A 16,374-nucleotide genomic window follows, 5' to 3' on the forward strand; every position below is an offset into this window, starting at 1 on the left:
CCGGACGCCCGCGCACCATCGGGGACGCCCCTGATCCGGGGTCGGGGCCTGCGGCGACGTCTCGGGGTCGGCTCAGGGTTCGTCCTCATGGGGAGCGGGCGCCTGCTGTGTGACGATGGAGCCGAGATGAGCAGCGCACCCGCGACCGGACCGGCCGGCGTCCGCCGCGCCACGCGCGACGCGCAGGAGCCGGTGATCGGCGGCGTCGCCGCCGGCCTGGCCCGCCACCTGGGCGTCCCCGTGCTGTGGGTCCGCGGCGGGTTCGTGCTGACCGCGCTGCTCGGCGGGATGGGCGTCGCGCTGTACGCCGGGCTCTGGCTGGTGCTGCCGGCCGACTCCCGGTTCGAGGCGGACGCGCCCGGCCTCGAGAGCGCCGCGCGCGGCGGCCGCCGGCCGGCCCGCGGCCGCCGGCTGGGCGACGTGGGCCCGGCGGTCGCGCTGGCCGCGCTGGCGCTGGGCGCGGTGCTGGCGCTCGAGGCGGTCTTCGGGCGGGCCGCGATCTTCTGGCCGGTGTTCATCGGGGTCGTCGGCATCGCCCTGCTGTGGCGCCAGGCCGACGAGGCGCAGCGGGAGCGCTGGCGGGACACCACCGGCCGGGTCGACCCGGTCCGGGTGGTCCTCGGCAGCGGCGGCTGGGCCGCCTACGGCCGGCTCGCCGCCGGCGTCGCGCTGGTGGTCACCTCGCTCAGCCTGTTCGCCTATCGCGGGGGGTCGGTCGCGGTCGCCCGCGACGTCGCCGTGTCGGCGCTGCTCGGCGTGGTGGGCATCGCGATCGTGGTCGGCCCGTGGATCTACCGGCTCGCCTCGGACCTCAGCGCCGAGCGCGGCGAGCGGGTGCGGACCCAGGAGCGCGCGGACGTCGCCGCCCACCTGCACGACTCGGTGCTGCAGACGCTCGCGCTGATCCAGAAGAACGCCCAGGACGGCCCGACCGTCGCCCGGCTGGCCCGCGCCCAGGAGCGCGACCTGCGCTCGTGGCTCTATGCGGGCGAGTCCGCCGACGAGAGCACGCTGGCGAGCGCCCTGCGCCGGGCGGCGGCCGCGACCGAGGACGCCCACGGCATCTCCGTCGACGTGGTCGCGGTCGGCGACTGCGACCTCGAGGAGCCGCTGCGCCCGCTGGTCGCGGCGACCCGGGAGGCGCTCACCAACGCCGCCAAGCACGCGGGCACCGGGCGCGTCGACGTCTACGCCGAGGTCGCACCCGACGCGGTCGACGTCTTCGTGCGCGACCGCGGCCGCGGGTTCGACCCCGGGGCGGTGCCCGACGACCGGCTCGGCGTACGCCACAGCATCATCGACCGGATGGCCCGCCACGGTGGCGCGGCCGAGATCCGGTCCGCGGTCGGCGAGGGCACCGAGGTGCGCCTGCACCTGCCCCGCCCGGCCCGCACCCGACAGGAGGACCAGGGATGAACCAGCCCGGAGTGCCGGTGCGCGTGGTGGTCGTCGACGACCACGCGATGTTCCGCAGCGGCGTGCGCGCCGAGCTCGCGGCGAGCGGGGCCGGCCAGGTCGACGTGGTGGCCGAGGCCGCCGACGTCGACGAGGCGGTGGCGGCGGTCGAGGCCCAGCGTCCCGACGTCGTGCTGCTCGACGTCCACCTGCCCGGCGGCGGCGGGGCGGAGGTCATGCGCCGGACCGCGACCTCGGTCCCGGGGACCCGCTTCCTGGCGCTCTCGGTCAGCGACGCCGCCGAGGACGTGATCGGCACGATCCGGGGCGGCGCCCGCGGCTATGTCACCAAGACCATCACCGGGCCCGAGCTGGTCCGGGCGATCGGCCGGGTCGCCGACGGCGACGCGGTGTTCTCGCCGCGCCTGGCGGGCTTCGTGCTGGACGCCTTCGCCGGCACCATCGACGTGGCGGCCGTCGACGAGGACCTCGACCGGCTCACCGAGCGGGAGCGGGAGGTGATGCGGCTGATCGCCCGCGGCTACGCCTACAAGGAGGTCGCGAAGGAGCTGTTCATCTCCATCAAGACCGTCGAGACCCACATGTCCAACGTGCTGCGCAAGCTCCAGCTGTCCTCGCGCCACGAGCTCACCCGCTGGGCCTCGGACCGCCGCCTGCTCTGATTCGGCGGCACACCGAGGCCGGCGATCCTGGACCGAACCGGGCCCGGCCGTTCAACCTGACCGCTCAACCCGGCCGCTCGATCCAACCCGGTTGCCACACCGCGAGCACGAGGACCGCGGAGTCGATCGCGACCCCCCAGACGAGCTGGCGGTCCCAGAAGCCGATCAGCAGGGCGAGCGAGGCCACGGCGCCCGCGATGGTCAGCGCGGCCCACATCGGCACCAGGACCGGGACGCCCCAGATGGCCGGCCCGGCGAGCACGAAACCGGCGACCACGAGCGCGATGAGCGCGACCCCCACCGGCCGGCGCGCCCGCTCGGGCACCAGCCAGGAGCGACCCAGGTGGAACGGCCATCCGGCGTCCTTGTCGGGTGCGAGCCAGAGCAGGTGCACCAGACCGTGGGCGACGAGCAGGGTGCCCAGCGCGATGCGGAAGATCATCTCCACCGGGGCCTCCCGCAATCGGCATCGACCTCGGCGCCGGACCCCGTCGGGGTGGTCTCGGCGAGACCCGGCGCTCCTCATAGGATCCCCCCAAGGCCCGCCGCACGCGCACGTCCTCAGGCGGACCCCCGCGCCGTTCCGGTGCGGGCCTGGCATCGACGCAGCACATCGGCAGGGAGTCGCCCGTGACCAACGTCCAGCGCGACGAGAGCACGGGGGCGGAGCCGTCGGCGACCAGGGCGCCGGCGTACCGCCGATACGTGGCCATCGGCGACTCCTGGACCGAAGGCCTGGGAGACCCGGAGCCGAGCCGACCCAACGGGCTGCGCGGCTGGGCCGACCGCGTCGCCGAGGTCCTGGCGACCGGGCGCGACGACTTCGGGTACGCGAACCTCGCGATCCGGGGGCGACGGATCACCGAGATCCTCGACGAGCAGCTCGCTCCGGCGCTGGCGTTGGGCCCGGACCTCATCAGCATCCAGGGAGGCGGCAACGACTTCCTCCGCGCCGGGGTCGACATCGATGCGCTCGTCGAGGCGATCGATGCGGCGGTCGCGGAGTCGGTACGGGCCGGGGCCGAGGTCGTGCTCTTCACCCACGGCGCCGCGGCCTCGGGGCCGTTCCGGGCGCTCCGAGGCAGGATCGCGATCTTCAACGAGCTGCTGCGCGAGGCCGTCGACGCGCATGGCGTCGTGCTCGTCGACAACTGGCGGCTGCGGGAGGCACGCGACCCGCGCTACTGGGACTCCGACCGGGTGCACCTGTCACCGGCGGGCCACCATCGCGCCGCCATGCATGTGCTCGACGCCCTCGGGATCGAGCACCGCCTGCAGCCGCTTCCGCTGCCCGAGCTGACGCCGCCGACGCGCAGGGAGCGAGCGCTCGCCGAGCTCGCCTGGGCCAGGGAGTTCGCCGCTCCCTGGGTCGGCCGGCGGCTGACCGGCCGCTCGCTGGGGGACGACGTCGCCCCCAAGCGGCCGACCCTGTCGGCGATCTGACCGCCGTTCGCCAGGCCGGGCCGCTGTCGCCGGCCGGGTCGCAGCCGGATGCCGGCGGCCGGCTACGACGTCACACGCAGCCGCAGCTCCCGGCCGAGGATTGCGGCCACTCGATCGGCCTCCAGTTCGATGGCCCCTCGAGGAGGTCGTCGTTCGTCGAGCCACGCGACGGTGAGCTCGTCGCCCTTGTGCGACCAGGTGCCGCACACCACCCCGCCGGCGATCACCGGATTGGCCTTGCGGGTGACCGGGTCCCGGCGGGACGACGGTGTGACGTGCACGTCCTTGGTGCCGGGGCCCATCACCCATGGGTCGTGCCCTGGGAGGAACCGCACCACCTCCGAAGGAGGTGTGGCCCGGAGGCTCTCGAGGTCCTCGCGCGCGACGTGGGCGGCCGTGCCCTCGACGTCGACGGCGGCCAGCTGGTCCTCGAGCCCGGAGAACCAGGTCGTGACCCGTTTGCGGCCGGCGCTCAGGCCGTCGGCGAGCCAGTAGAGCAGGTGGTCGAGCGTCGCCGGCCCATAGTTCCGGAAGTACGCCAGGACGGCGCGCGGGCCCGCGGCCTCGAGGTCGGGGACGCCCCGCCACCGAGGGTTGGTGTCGAGCCGCTGGACGGTGCGCTGCCCGTCTCGCCGCGGCCCCAGGCTCAGGTCCCCCTGCCAGGAGAGCGGCTTGATCAGCGTGCCCGCGCCCTCCTCGAACACCGGCTCGAGGTGTCGGTAGGCACGGTGCGTCGCGAGTGCCCGGCCGAGCTCGGGGATCGTCAGCGGTCCGTCGCCCAGCGCCGCGCGCACGGCGGCCCGGAAGCCGGGCCAGTCCGAGGGCGTGAGCCGGTAGTACTCCACCCAGCTCGGCAGCTCCCACTGCCGGCCGGCCGCTCGGAGGGCGAGGTAGCTGCCGCCGTCCTCGGGCGAGAGGTAGTGCATCGACCCGCGGAACGCGAAGGCCTGGACCACCTCGCCCGCGGCCAGGGCCGCAGCCAGCTCGCCGGTCCGCGAGGTGGTCCGGCGGGTGCGGACGGTCAGCTCGGCCAGCGACTCGTCCATCGAGAGCACCGCACCGAGGCGACGTACGACGTCCGCGACCGACTTGGACCCGACGGGATCGAGCAGTTGTCGCCCCATCCGCCAGGCCAGCGCCTGTGCCCACGTGACCGATGCTTCCGCCGGTCCGCTCATGCCCGCAACGATGCCCCCAACCCTGCCCGCAGCCATGCCCGCAGCCTCCCACCGATCCCGGACGGATGGCGTCCGGTTCGGTGCCGCCGCCGCGCAATTGCGCGGAGAATGTCCGAGCGGCGCTGTCGAATCGCGGCGAGCCGGTTCGTCATCGTGGTGAGGTCGCACCCGCGGCCCCACATTCAGGAGGAAGAGTTCGATGAGTCGCTACCTTGTGCTGCTGCCCGCCCCCGAGGCGGAGTGGGCACAGCTGCCCGAGTCCGAGCACGAGAAGGGCATGAGGTCGCACGGCCGGTTCCACGAGGACCTGGCGGCCGGTGGGCACGAGATCATCGCGGTCAGCCCGCTGGAGCCGTCGGCGCAGGCCACGTCCATGCGCCCGGACGGGCACGGCGGGGCGCTGGTCACCGACGGCCCGTTCACCGAGTCCGCCGAGCAGATCGTGGGGTTCTACCTGCTGGAGAGCAGCGACGAGGCCGATCTCCGGGCCGCGTGCGAGCGCTTCGCCGCCCGCGGCGAGCACATCGAGTTCCGCCGCCTGGCCCAGTGAGGACGCAGGAGGGACACGACATGACCGAGTACCTGGTGAGCATCGGGGTCGAAGATCCCGCGGAGCGGCTCTCGTGAGGCGCTACGTGGTGCTGGTCGCCTACGAGCCGGGCAGCTGGGAGTCGGCGTCGGAGGCGACCCGGCAGGAGTACTTCGCGGCGCACCACGCCTTCGAGGAGTACGTCGACGCGCACGGCCGCAGGATCAGCTCGGCGCCGCTGGCGGGTGCCGACACGGCGACCACCCTCCGGCACGTCGGCGGAACGGTGAGCGTCACGGACGGGCCGTTCGTCGAGTCCGCGGAGCAGGTCGGTGGCTACTACGACCTCGAGCTGCCCGACCTCGACACCGCGATCGCCGCCGGGGCGCTGCTGCCGGCGTCGTACGCCGTCGAGATCCGCCCGGTCGTGACGATCGCGCCTGCCGGGCCGGTGTGACCGAGCCGGCCGAGATCGTCCTGGAGACGGTCGTGCGCGAGGAGTGGGGACGGCTCACGTCCCTGCTCCTGGCGCAGTACCGCCGACTCGACCTGGTCGAGGACGCGCTCGCCGACGCGGTGGCGGCGGCGCTGCGCCGATGGCCGGCGGACGGGGCGCCCGACCGCCCGGCCGCGTGGCTGCTCACCGCGGCCCGGCGGCGGGTGATCGACCGGCTCCGTGCGGAGTCGATGGCCCAGCGCAAGGCGCCGCTGCTGGTGACCGATGCCGAGCACCGCCAGGAGGGGCAGGCGGCGATGGCGGACCCCGGGGGCCTGGTGGAGGACGACCTGCTCCGCCTGGTGCTGATGTGCACCCACCCGGCCCTCGCGCCGGAGTCGGCCAGCGCGCTGGCGCTGCGGCTGGTGCTGGGGGTCAGCACCCACGACATCGCCCGGCTGTTCCTCGTCAGCGAGCCCACCGCGGCCGCGCGGATCACCCGGGCCAAGAAGAAGATCGTCGCCGCCGGCATCCCGTTCGCGGTCCCGGCCGCCGACGTGGTCCCGCTGCGGCTGGAGTCGGTCGCCCAGACGGCGTACCTGGCCTTCACCGCCGGCTACACCCCGGGCAGTGGGCCCGACCTGGTCCGCGCCGACCTGGCCGGCGAGGCGATCCGGCTGGTCCGTGTCGTGGTGGGCCTCTGCCCGGACGCGCCGGCCCCGGTGGCCCTGCTGGCGCTGACCCTGCTGCAGCACTCGCGCCGCGACGCGCGGGTCGGCGACGACGGCCGGCTGGTGCTGCTCGCCGACCAGGACCGGCGGCGGTGGCGGCGCGACGAGATCGACCAGGCCCTGGCCCTGCTGGACTCCCCGGTGCTGGCCGGGCCGCTCAGCCCGCTCGCCGCGTCCTACGTCGTCCAGGCACGCATCGCCGCGGAGCACGCCACCGCCGCCACGCCCGGGCGGACCCGGTGGGACCGCATCGTCGAGCACTACGACCTGCTGCTCACCCTGTTCCCCTCGCCCAGCGCCCGACTCGCCCGCGCGGTCGCCGTCGCCGAGGCGTCCGGGCCCGAGGCGGGTCTCGCCGCGCTCGCCGCGGTCGAGATCCCCGGGAGTCACCGGGTCGCCGCCGTCCGCGCCGAGCTGCTGTCCCGGCGTGGGGACACCCTCGGGGCCAGCGCCGCCTACGAGGAGGCGATCGCGGCGTGTCGCAACGACACCGAGCGGGCGCACCTGGTCGAGCGGCTGGCGGAGCTCACGGGTGCCGACCCGGCGTGACGACGTCAGATGCCAGACGTCAGATGTCGGTCGCGGCGGTCTCGCGGGGCTCGAGCACGACCACGGCGGTCTCCGCCGGGCGGCGCGCGGCGTAGGCGTCGAGGTTGTCGTCGATCTCGGCCCAGCGCGCCCACAGCCGGTCGCGTTCCTCGCCGCGCGCGCGACGCGCGTGCACCGGGCGTGCCCCGTCGCGGGTTTGGGCGACCGCGTCGGGATGATCCTGCAGGTTCAACCACCAGGCGGGCTCGGCCGCACCCCAGCCGTTCATGGCCATGGTGACCAGGTTGCGGCCGTCCTCGAAGTAGCCGACGACGACCTGCCGCGGCCGGCCGGTGCGTCGACCGGTCGTGGTGAGCCGCAGTGCCCCCCAGCGGTTCGGCCGGGGCCGCCACAGCCCCAACCGGCCGTGGGTCACCCGGAGCAGGGCGCGGTGGGCGTGCCAGAAGAGCAGCATGAACCAACGCGGCGGCAGGCCGACCCGTGGTGCCCCGTCCTCGCCGGTCCCCTCCGGTCGCTCCTTGCGCCGTCGGGCGAGCTGGCGCATCACCAGGACCACCGCGGCGGTGGTCAGGACGCTGGAGAGCAGCACCTCGTCACGGGACAACCCGTCGACGTTCGGCTGCAGCTCCTCCGCGGTGGCCCAGCCGAACAGCACCTCGCTCGTCAGCAACCCGACGACGACGCACGCGAGGGTCGTGACGGCGCACGCCCTCAGCCGGTGGGTCAGGCCCCCGCCGACCACCGCTCCGGCGACCACGCCGAAGCCGAGCGACATGGCGCCGAGCACTGCCAGTCCCTGGGGTCCCAGGTCCCACTGCATGGGGGACTCCCTCCTCGGCCGTCGTCCCCGATCCTCGGCGGCCGCGCACGGCGCACGGAAGGGCAGAAGTGCCCCTCGCGAGCCGCCGCCGGGTACGACGCCGGTGCGCCGGGCACCAGCCGGACACCAGTAGGGCGCCTCAGCGCAGGCCGGCGCCCCAGCGCTCGTCGATCCGGCCGACCCGCCACACCGTGACCGAGACCGCCCAGGTCACGACGAAGAGCGCCACGATGCCGTAGCCGACGTGGTTGAGGTCGAGGTCCGCGACGGCCGCGACGGGACCGCTGGTGATGCCCGCCTCCTGGGCGATCAGGCCGGTCAGCTCGATGCCGCCGATGATCAGCGCGACGGCGACCGAGAGCGCGGTGACCGTGATGTTGTAGTAGATCTTGCGGACCGGGCGGGAGAAGGCCCAGCCGTAGGCGACGGTCATGAACGCACCGTCCAGGGTGTCGAGCAGCGACATGCCGGCGGCGAAGATCACCGGCAGCGGCAGCACCGCCCACCACGGCAGGCTCGAGGCGACCGCGCCACCGGCGATGACCAGCAGGCCGATCTCGGAGACCGTGTCGAAGCCCAGCCCGAAGAGGAAGCCGGTGGGATACATGTGCCAGGGCTTGCTGACCGCGCGGGTGACCCGGCCGAGGATGCGGTTGAGGAACCCGCGCTTGTCGAGCTGGCGCTCCAGCTCCGCCTCGTCGTAGCGACCCCGGCGCATGCCGCGGAAGACCCGCACGATGCCGACCAGGGCGGCCAGGTTGAGCAAGCCGATCGCGAGCAGGAAGACGCCGCTGATCGACGTGCCCCACACGCCGGTCGCCTGCTGCAGCGTGGAGTCCTGGCTGCCGATCCCGCTCGCCAGCGCCCGGACGCCGAGGGCCAGCCCGAGGACCATCACGAACACCACCGAGGAGTGGCCCAGGCTGAACCAGAAGCCGGTGCTGAGCGGCCGCTTGCCCTCGGCGAGCAGCTTGCGGGTGGTGTTGTCGATCGCCGCGATGTGGTCGGCGTCGAAGGCGTGCCGCATCCCGAGGGTGTAGGCCGTGAAGCCGAGCCCGACGCCGAGCACGTCGTTGCCGACCATCCAGCCGTGCGGCGCCACCACGCCCAGCAGCAGGCCCCAGCCGACGACGTGCAGCAGCACGACGAACCCCAGCGTCCGCGCGAGCGTGTGCCGCTCCCCGCGGGTGAGCGCTCGCCGGGCGGGCCGGTCGATGGTCGTCGGAGTCACGCGGCGATCCTAGGAGCGCACCCGTCGTTGTTGCAAACAATGTGCAACAAGTGGGCGGGGGGCGCCCTACGATCAGCGCCATGGAGACCGCCCGCCTGATCCTCCTCGTCGTCCACATCCTCGGATTCGCGGCGTTGCTGGGCGGCCTGCTGGTCCAGGCGCAGCTGCCGGAGAAGGTCGTGACCCCGCTGATGCGCGACGGGATCGGCACCGCGTTCGTGGCCGGCATGCTGCTGGTCGGCGTGCTGGAGGCGGACGGCGACCCGCTCGACCACGCCAAGGTCGCGGTGAAGTTCGCGATCGGCCTGGTGATCCTGGTGCTGGTGATCGCGAACCTGCGCAAGGAGCGCATCCCCCAGGGGCTGTGGGCGGGTCTGCTGCTGCTGAGCGTCGCCGACGTCGCGGTCGCGGTCGCCTGGTCCTCCGCGCACAGCTGACCGTCCCGCCGTCGCGCACAGCTGACTGTCCCGCCGTCCCGGGGTCGACGCCGGTCGGGGCGGCCGCTTCTCGACGCGGAGGGAGCCGGACGCTTCGACCTGGCTCGAAGTGTCCCGGGCCGAGGATCGCCGGCATGGGACCGAATCGCTCGGAATGGCCGCTGACGATCGCGCTGTGCGGTGGCTACTTCCTCGTGCTGCTGGACGTGACCGTCGTGAACGTCGCGCTGCCGCAGATCGGCTCCGGCCTGGGCGTTGACGCGTCCGGGCTGGCCTGGGCGGTGGATGCCTACTCGGTGCCGCTGGCCGCGTTGCTGCTCGCGGCGGGCGCGATCGGAGACCGGCTCGGCCACCGCCGGGTCGTGCTGCTCGGCTTCCTGGTGTTCGGGGCGGCGTCGGCGATGTGCGCGACGGCTCCGACGATGGGCGCCCTGATCGCCGCTCGTGCCGTCCAGGGGGCCGGGGCGGCGCTGATGCTGCCGGGCACGCTCGCGCTGCTTCTGGAGAACGCTGCGGAGCCGAGCGCTCGGGCGCGGCTGGTCGGCAGATGGGCGGCGATCGGCGGGGCGGCCCTTCCCGCCGGTCCGGTGGTCGGCGGCCTGCTGGTGCAGGCCGCGGGATGGCGAGCCGTCTTCTGGCTGGGCGTGCCGGTGATCGCCTGGGCCCTCGTCCCCGTGCTCCGGCTTCCCGGCCCGGGTGCCCCGGCGGGGCGGGAGGCGCCCGTGGACTGGGTGGGCGCCGCCCTGCTGGTGGCAGGGATGACGTGCGTGGTCACCGCGATCATCCGATCGGCGGACGCGCCGTGGCTGACAGCCCTGCTCGCGCTGGCCGCGGCGGCGACCGCGGTGGCGTTCGTCCGCGTGGAGCGGCGCGCCGAGCAGCCGCTGTTCACGATTCCGCCCGGCGCGCGCCGACCGGTGGCCGCGGCGTGCCTGGTGGCCGGGCTGATGAACCTGTGCGTGCTGGGCAGCCTGTTCCTGCTGACCCGGATCCTCCAGGGCGTGCACGGACTCAGTCCGCTGCTGGCCGGACTCGCCACCCTGCCGGCGATGCTGCCCCTCCCGCTGCTCGGTGCTCCGGCCGGATGGCTCACGGGCCGCCTCGGCGTGTGGCGGACCAGCGCCCTCGGCCTGCTCGCCGCCGCTGGTGGCTTCGCCGGCCTCGCGACCAGCATCGGGGGCGCCGGACACCTCAGCCTGCTGCTCTTCCTCGCCCTGTGGGGTGGGGGACTGGGCGTCCTCACGCCGGCGATCGTCACGGCCGCGCTCGAAGCCGCACCCGGCTCGCCGGGCATGGCCTCCGGAGCGAGCAACACCAGCAGACAGGCCGGCGGCGCGCTGGGGGTGGCGATCTTCGCCGTCGCCGCCGGCCGCGCGGACGCCCCGAGCTTCGTCCCGCACGCGACCGAGCTGTTCCTGGGCAGTGCGCTGGTCTTCGTGCTGACCGCGCTGCTCTGCCTCGTCGCGGCCAACGGCCTTCCGCGCACGCGTCGCGTGTAGGACCACGGCAGCCGGGGAAGGGAAATACGGTCGGCACCCCTAGTCGACCGCGAACCCCTGTTCCCGATCTTGAGGACACTCATGCCTGACCTGCTCATCGGCGGGACGTGGCGCGCGGCCTCCGACGGCGCGACGCGGCAGATCCGCTGTCCCGCCGACGGCCGCCCCGTCGCGACCGTCGACGAAGCCACCGCGTCCGATGCCGTGGCCGCCGTCGTCGCCGCCCGCAGCGCCTTCGACAACGGGCCCTGGCCCCGCACACCCAGCCCCGAGCGCGCCGCGCTCCTGCGTCGCCTGGCCGACCGGCTGGTCGAGGAGAAGGAGGACGTGGCGAGGCTGGAGGCGCTGGACACCGGCAAGCGCCTGCTGGAGGCGCGCCTCGACGTCGACGACGTCGTCAGCGTCTTCCGCCACTTCGCCGACCTCGCCCAGTCCGAGGCGGGGCGGGTGGTCGACACCGGGGACCCTGACGTGGTCAGCCGGGTCGTGCACGAGCCCGTCGGTGTCTGCACGCTGATCACCCCGTGGAACTATCCGCTGCTGCAGACCTCCTGGAAGGTCGCGCCGGCGCTCGCCGCAGGCAACACCTTCGTGCTCAAGCCCAGCGAGCTCACGCCGTCGACGGCCATCTGGCTGTGCCGGGCCCTGGCCGAGGAGGGGCTGCCCGCGGGCGTCGCCAACCTGGTGCTGGGCGCGGGTGACCGGGTCGGGCCGACGCTGACCGAGGCGCCCGAGGTCGACCTGGTCTCCTTCACCGGGGGCCTGGTCACCGGTCGCGGGGTGATGGCCGCGGCGGCCGGCACCGTGAAGAAGGTCGCCCTCGAGCTCGGCGGCAAGAACCCGAACATCGTCTTCGCCGACGCCGACCTCGAGACCGCGCTCGACATGGCGCTCACGGCCGTCTTCCTGGACTCCGGCCAGGTCTGCTCAGCCGGGGCCCGGCTGATCGTGGAGGAGTCGATCCACGACGACTTCGTCGACGAGCTGGTTCGCCGCGCCGGCCGGATCCGGCTGGGCGGCCCCTTCGACGAGGACGCCGAGGCGGGTCCGCTGATCAGCGCCGCCCACCGGGCCAAGGTCGAGGCGTACGTCGCGGCCGGGCTCGCCGAGGGCGCGACGCTCCGGGTGGGTGGCGCCCGCCCGGAGGGGCCGACGTACGACGACGGCTTCTACTACCTGCCCACGGTCCTGGACCGCTGCGCCGCCGACATGTCGTGCGTGCAGGAGGAGTCCTTCGGACCGGTCCTGACGGTGGAGACCTTCACCGGCGAGGACGCCGAGGCGCTCGAGCAGGCCGCGGTCTCCACCGCCAACGACACCATCTACGGGCTCGCCGGAGCGGTGTGGACCCGCGACGCCGGCCGGGCCGAGCGGGTCGCGGCCGCGCTGCGGCACGGCACGGTCTGGATCAACGACTACCACCCCTACGTGCCGCAGGCCGAGTGGGGCGGCTACAAGCAGAGCGGCATCGGCCGCGAGCTCGGCCTCGCCGGGCTCGACGAATACCGCGAGACCAAGCACATCTGGCACCGGACGCGTCCGGAGCCGCAGGGCTGGTTCGACGCAAGGAGGGATGCATGAGCTCCACGCAGGAACGCTTCGACTACGTCATCGTCGGCGGAGGCTCGGCGGGATCGGCGCTGGCCAACCGGCTCTCCGCCGATCCGGGCACCAGCGTGCTGGTCCTCGAGGCCGGCCGCAGCGACAGCCGGCTGGACCCGTTCATCCACATGCCCGCGGCGCTCCCGTACCCGATCGGGAACCGGCTCTACGACTGGAAGTACGAGTCCGAGCCGGAGCCGCACATGGGCGGCCGTCGGGTCTTCCACGCCCGCGGCAAGGTGCTGGGCGGGTCGTCGAGCATCAACGGGATGATCTTCCAGCGGGGCAACCCGATGGACTACGAGCGCTGGGCCGCCGACCCGGGCCTGGAGCAGTGGGACTACGCCCACTGCCTGCCCTACTTCAAGCGGATGGAGACCTGCACCGCCGGCGCGGACGCCTGGCGCGGGGGCTCCGGCCCGCTGGTGCTCGAGCGCGGCCCCGCGACCAGCCCGTTGTTCGGCGCGTTCTTCGAGGCCGTGCAGCAGGCCGGCCACCCGCTGACCGATGACGTGAACGGCTACCGCCAGGAGGGCTTCGCGAAGTTCGACCGGAACGTGCACCGCGGTCGGCGGCTCTCGGCCGCTCGCGCCTACCTGCACCCCGTCCGGAGCCGGAAGAACCTGACGGTCCGCACCCTGGCCCAGGTCACCGGGCTGCGGGTGCGGGGCAAGCGGGTCACCGGGGTGGACTACCTGCGCGCCGGACGCGCCCGTCGCAGCGTCGAGGCCGGCGAGGTCATCCTCTGCGGCGGCGCGATCAACTCCCCGCAGCTGTTGCAGCTCGCCGGCATCGGCGAGGCGTCCTTCCTGCGCGGCCTGGGCATCGACGTGCTCGCCGACCTGCCCGGCGTGGGCGCGAACATGCAGGACCACCTCGAGGTCTACATCCAGCACGCCGCCAAGCAGCCGGTGTCGATCGCGCCGTGGCTCAAGCACCGGCACAAGCCGCGGATCGGCGCGGAGTGGCTCTTCGGCCGCCGCGGCGTGGGCGCCTCCAACCACTTCGAGGCGGGCGGCTTCATCCGCAGCAACGACGACGTCGCCTACCCGAACCTGATGTTCCACTTCCTGCCGATCGCGATCCGGTACGACGGGTCGCAGCCGGCCGCGGAGCACGGCTACCAGGTGCACATCGGCCCGATGTACTCCGACGTGCGCGGCACCGTGAAGATCAAGAGCCGCGACCCGCTCGAGCACCCGGCGCTGCAGTTCAACTACCTCTCGACTGGGAACGACCGCCGGGAGTGGATCGAGATGGTCCGGGCCGCGCGGGAGATCCTCGAGCAGCCGGCGTTCGCCGCGTTCTCGGCCGGGGAGATCTCACCCGGGCCCTCGGTGCGCACCGACCAGGAGATCCTGGACTGGGTCGCCAAGGACGCCGAGACCGCGCTGCACCCGTCCTGCACCGCCAAGATGGGCACCGACGAGCAGTCGGTCGTCGACCCGTCCTCGATGCGCGTGCACGGCGTCGAGGGGCTGCGCGTGGTCGACGCGTCGGTGATGCCCTACGTCACCAACGGCAACATCTACGCCCCGGTGATGATGCTGGCGGAGAAGGCGGCCGACCTGATCGCCGGGAACGAGCCGCTCGCGCCCCTCGACGTGCCCTTCTACCGGCACGGTGCCGACATGCCGCTCTACCCGGACGGTGACCCCCGCAACGACTCCCGCCCGGGCACCGTCCGGGCCGGCAGCTGAGCCAGGAGGACTGGATGACAGCCACGGAACAGACCGTTTCCCCCGCGACGTCCGCGCCACCGGACGATCAGCCCGACTGGGTCCTCAACAAGCCGGTGTTCCTCACCTCCGCGGCCATCACCTTGGCGGTGACCCTGTGGTGCGTGATCCTGCCCGACAACGCCTACTCCACGCTCGAGTCGGTCGTCGGGTGGGTCTGCACCTGGTTCGGTTGGTACTACATCGCCCTGACCACCACGGTGCTGGCGTTCGTGATCTACCTCGGCGTCTCGCGCTACGGGAAGGTGCGGCTCGGCCCCGAGCACTCGCGCCCGGAGTTCTCGACGGGCGCCTGGTCGGCGATGCTGTTCGCCGCCGGCATCGGCACCGACCTGATCTTCTACGCCGTCTACGAGCCGGCCTACCAGTACCTGCACCCGCCGAGCATCCAGGGCGGGACCGTGGAGGCGGCCCGGGAGGGCACCGTGTGGACGCTGTTCCACTACGGCCTGTCGGGGTGGGGGATGTACTCGCTGATGGGCATGGCCCTGGCGTACTTCGCCTACCGGCGGGGGCTGCCGCTGGCGGTGCGCTCGGCGCTCTTCCCGATCTTCGGCACCCGCATCAACGGCGGCATCGGCACGGCCGCCGACACGGCCGCGATCCTCGGCACCATCTTCGGGGTCGCCACCTCGCTCGGCATCGGCGTGGTCAGCCTCAACGTCGGCCTCGAGGTCGTCTTCGGACTCTCGGTCGGGCTGCCGGTGCAGATCGGGCTGGTCGTGCTGGCCATCACCATCGCGACGCTCTCGGCGGTCACCGGCGTGGACAAGGGCATCAAGCTGATCTCGCAGTTCAACGTGCTGCTCGCGATCCTGCTCGCGGGTTTCGTGCTGGTCACCGGCAAGACGGCGTTCCTGCTCAACGCGCTGGTCCAGAACGTCGGCGACTACGTCCGGATGTTCCCCGGGATGACCAACCAGACGTTCGCCTACCAGGACACCGGCGACTGGATGAGCCTGTGGACGCTGTTCTTCTGGGCCTGGTGGATCGCCTGGGCGGCCTTCGTGGGCCTGTTCCTGGCGCGCATCTCGCGGGGACGCACCATCCGCCAGTTCGTCGCCGGCACCATGATCATCCCGTTCAGCTACATCGTGATGTGGGTCGCGATCTTCGGCAACGCCGCGCTCAACCAGATCCGCAGCGGCAACACCGACCTGAAGCAGATCGTCAACGACGCCAGCGGCCCCGACACCGCCCTGTGGTCGCTGCTCCAGCAGTACCCCGGCTTCACCTTCGTCGCCGGCCTCTTCATCCTCATCGGCCTGCTCTTCTACGTCACCTCGGCCGACTCGGGGGCGCTGGTGATGGCGAACCTGTCCTGCACGCTCAAGACCGCGAACCACGACGCCGGACCGCAGCTGCGGATCTTCTGGGCGGTCGCCACCGGGGCGCTCACCCTGGCGATCCTCGTCGCGGGCAACATCTACGCGCTGCAGTACGCCACCGTCATCGTCGGCCTGCCGTTCGCGTTCGTGATGGTCGGCGTGATGTGGGGGCTGTGGAAGGCGCTCTCCGCCGAGGGGCACCTGGCCGACAGCAGGCGCGGCACCCTGCAGGGCGCGCTCTCCGGCCGCAGCAGCGTCTACGGCGACCGGGAGCGCAGCCACGCGTCCTGGCAGTCCCGGCTGCGGCGGACGATGGACTTCCCCGACGAGCAGCGTGCCGACGACTACCTGGCGTCGGTGGCGGCGCCAGCCCTGGAGGAGGTCGCGGCCGAGCTGCGCGCGCAGCAGGTCGAGGTCGTCGTCGCGTCCGTCGTCGACGAGGACGCCGAGCCCGCGGCCGAGCTGATGGCCGGCATCGGTGAGCAGCCGTTCGTCTACCGGGTGCAGCGCACGGGGGCCGTCACCCCGACGTACGGCGGCCGGGTCCCTCGGCACGACGACAGGTACTACCGGCTCGAGGTGCACCTGCGCGACGGGGGCCAGGGCTACGACGTGATGGGCTACACCCGCACCCAGCTGATCGACGACGTGCTCGACCAGTACGAACGGCACCTGGAGTACCTGCGGCTCGCCGACGGGGTCGCCTGACGCTGCGGGCCCCCGGCCGGCCGGTGCGCGCACGCCGCCGCCGGCCGGGGCGGGGGTGGCGGCACG

The 16,374-nt window shown here is 73.4% G+C and carries 15 protein-coding genes; 11 read left to right on the top strand and 4 right to left on the bottom strand.

Annotation, left to right across the window (positions count from 1 at the left end; genetic code table 11):
- Positions 1 to 126: 126 nt before the first annotated feature.
- Positions 127 to 1,416 carry an ATP-binding protein gene (locus BJZ21_RS04370; protein ID WP_179662631.1) on the top strand — a complete coding sequence of 430 codons (1,290 nt, stop codon included), beginning with the start codon at positions 127 to 129 and terminating at the stop codon, positions 1,414 to 1,416.
- Entirely contained in the window at positions 1,413 to 2,078 is a 666-nt protein-coding gene (locus BJZ21_RS04375; RefSeq protein ID WP_179662632.1) for a LuxR C-terminal-related transcriptional regulator, read from the top strand. Before BJZ21_RS04370 ends, BJZ21_RS04375 begins: the two co-directional genes overlap by 4 nt.
- 64 nt (positions 2,079 to 2,142) lie before the next feature.
- Here BJZ21_RS04375 and BJZ21_RS04380 read toward each other — a convergent pair whose 3' ends face one another.
- A complete protein-coding gene (locus tag BJZ21_RS04380) occupies positions 2,143 to 2,526 on the bottom strand; it encodes a hypothetical protein (protein ID WP_179662633.1) in 384 nt (127 codons plus the stop codon).
- 182 nt (positions 2,527 to 2,708) lie between these two features.
- Between BJZ21_RS04380 and BJZ21_RS04385 the strand changes: the two genes are divergently transcribed.
- Positions 2,709 to 3,521, top strand: coding sequence for a GDSL-type esterase/lipase family protein (locus BJZ21_RS04385; RefSeq protein ID WP_179662634.1), 813 nt, complete (start codon positions 2,709 to 2,711; stop codon positions 3,519 to 3,521).
- A gap of 62 nt (positions 3,522 to 3,583) precedes the next feature.
- Here the strand turns inward: BJZ21_RS04385 and BJZ21_RS04390 are convergent, their stop codons facing one another.
- Positions 3,584 to 4,699 (bottom strand): DNA glycosylase AlkZ-like family protein, encoded by a 1,116-nt coding sequence (locus tag BJZ21_RS04390; RefSeq protein ID WP_179662635.1) that lies wholly within the window; start codon positions 4,697 to 4,699, stop codon positions 3,584 to 3,586.
- 199 nt (positions 4,700 to 4,898) lie between these two features.
- Here BJZ21_RS04390 and BJZ21_RS04395 point away from each other — a divergent pair, with 199 nt between their 5' ends.
- From BJZ21_RS04395 to BJZ21_RS04405, 3 genes are all read left to right on the top strand, one after another.
- Complete coding sequence (locus BJZ21_RS04395; RefSeq protein ID WP_179662636.1) at positions 4,899 to 5,249, top strand: YciI family protein; 351 nt, start codon at positions 4,899 to 4,901, stop codon at positions 5,247 to 5,249.
- A 73-nt stretch (positions 5,250 to 5,322) separates the two neighbouring features.
- Complete coding sequence (locus BJZ21_RS04400; protein WP_179662637.1) at positions 5,323 to 5,685, top strand: YciI family protein; 363 nt, start codon at positions 5,323 to 5,325, stop codon at positions 5,683 to 5,685.
- Entirely contained in the window at positions 5,682 to 6,944 is a 1,263-nt protein-coding gene (locus tag BJZ21_RS04405) for an RNA polymerase sigma factor (protein ID WP_343051959.1), read from the top strand. The genes BJZ21_RS04400 and BJZ21_RS04405 overlap by 4 nt, the downstream gene beginning before the upstream one ends.
- A 19-nt stretch (positions 6,945 to 6,963) precedes the next feature.
- Here BJZ21_RS04405 and BJZ21_RS04410 read toward each other — a convergent pair whose 3' ends face one another.
- Positions 6,964 to 7,764 (bottom strand): nitroreductase/quinone reductase family protein, encoded by an 801-nt coding sequence (locus tag BJZ21_RS04410; protein WP_218851294.1) that lies wholly within the window; start codon positions 7,762 to 7,764, stop codon positions 6,964 to 6,966.
- A 139-nt stretch (positions 7,765 to 7,903) separates the two neighbouring features.
- Positions 7,904 to 8,995 (bottom strand): Nickel transporter NicT, encoded by a 1,092-nt coding sequence (gene nicT / locus BJZ21_RS04415; protein ID WP_179662638.1) that lies wholly within the window; start codon positions 8,993 to 8,995, stop codon positions 7,904 to 7,906.
- Positions 8,996 to 9,075: 80 nt separating this feature from the next.
- Here nicT and BJZ21_RS04420 point away from each other — a divergent pair, with 80 nt between their 5' ends.
- From BJZ21_RS04420 to betT, 5 genes are all read left to right on the top strand, one after another.
- Complete coding sequence (locus BJZ21_RS04420) at positions 9,076 to 9,432, top strand: hypothetical protein (protein ID WP_179662639.1); 357 nt, start codon at positions 9,076 to 9,078, stop codon at positions 9,430 to 9,432.
- Between the two features lie 134 nt (positions 9,433 to 9,566).
- The gene (locus tag BJZ21_RS04425; protein ID WP_179662640.1) at positions 9,567 to 10,931 is read left to right on the top strand and encodes an MFS transporter; all 1,365 of its coding nucleotides are present in this window, start codon (positions 9,567 to 9,569) and stop codon (positions 10,929 to 10,931) included.
- An 81-nt stretch (positions 10,932 to 11,012) separates the two neighbouring features.
- Positions 11,013 to 12,512, top strand: a complete 1,500-nt coding sequence (locus tag BJZ21_RS04430; RefSeq protein ID WP_179662641.1) for an aldehyde dehydrogenase family protein — start codon at positions 11,013 to 11,015, stop codon at positions 12,510 to 12,512.
- Complete coding sequence (betA, locus tag BJZ21_RS04435) at positions 12,509 to 14,233, top strand: choline dehydrogenase (protein ID WP_179662642.1); 1,725 nt, start codon at positions 12,509 to 12,511, stop codon at positions 14,231 to 14,233. Before BJZ21_RS04430 ends, betA begins: the two co-directional genes overlap by 4 nt.
- 14 nt (positions 14,234 to 14,247) lie before the next feature.
- Positions 14,248 to 16,308 carry a choline BCCT transporter BetT gene (betT, locus tag BJZ21_RS04440; RefSeq protein WP_179662643.1) on the top strand — a complete coding sequence of 687 codons (2,061 nt, stop codon included), beginning with the start codon at positions 14,248 to 14,250 and terminating at the stop codon, positions 16,306 to 16,308.
- The last annotated feature ends 66 nt before the right edge of the window (positions 16,309 to 16,374 follow it).

This window comes from Nocardioides panaciterrulae (assembly GCF_013409645.1).
GTDB classification, from domain to species: domain Bacteria; phylum Actinomycetota; class Actinomycetes; order Propionibacteriales; family Nocardioidaceae; genus Nocardioides; species Nocardioides panaciterrulae.

Bases quoted from the DNA above. Each gene is read 5' to 3' on its own strand.
- BJZ21_RS04375 (WP_179662632.1), top strand. From the start codon at position 1,413: ATGAACCAGCCCGGAGTGCCGGTGCGCGTGGTGGTCGTCGACGACCAC.
- BJZ21_RS04430 (WP_179662641.1), top strand. From the start codon at position 11,013: ATGCCTGACCTGCTCATCGGCGGGACGTGGCGCGCGGCCTCCGACGGC.
- BJZ21_RS04410 (WP_218851294.1), bottom strand. From the start codon at position 7,764: ATGCAGTGGGACCTGGGACCCCAGGGACTGGCAGTGCTCGGCGCCATG.
- BJZ21_RS04420 (WP_179662639.1), top strand. From the start codon at position 9,076: ATGGAGACCGCCCGCCTGATCCTCCTCGTCGTCCACATCCTCGGATTC.
- BJZ21_RS04390 (WP_179662635.1), bottom strand. From the start codon at position 4,699: ATGAGCGGACCGGCGGAAGCATCGGTCACGTGGGCACAGGCGCTGGCC.
- BJZ21_RS04370 (WP_179662631.1), top strand. From the start codon at position 127: ATGAGCAGCGCACCCGCGACCGGACCGGCCGGCGTCCGCCGCGCCACG.
- BJZ21_RS04395 (WP_179662636.1), top strand. From the start codon at position 4,899: ATGAGTCGCTACCTTGTGCTGCTGCCCGCCCCCGAGGCGGAGTGGGCA.
- betT (WP_179662643.1), top strand. From the start codon at position 14,248: ATGACAGCCACGGAACAGACCGTTTCCCCCGCGACGTCCGCGCCACCG.
- betA (WP_179662642.1), top strand. From the start codon at position 12,509: ATGAGCTCCACGCAGGAACGCTTCGACTACGTCATCGTCGGCGGAGGC.
- BJZ21_RS04425 (WP_179662640.1), top strand. From the start codon at position 9,567: ATGGGACCGAATCGCTCGGAATGGCCGCTGACGATCGCGCTGTGCGGT.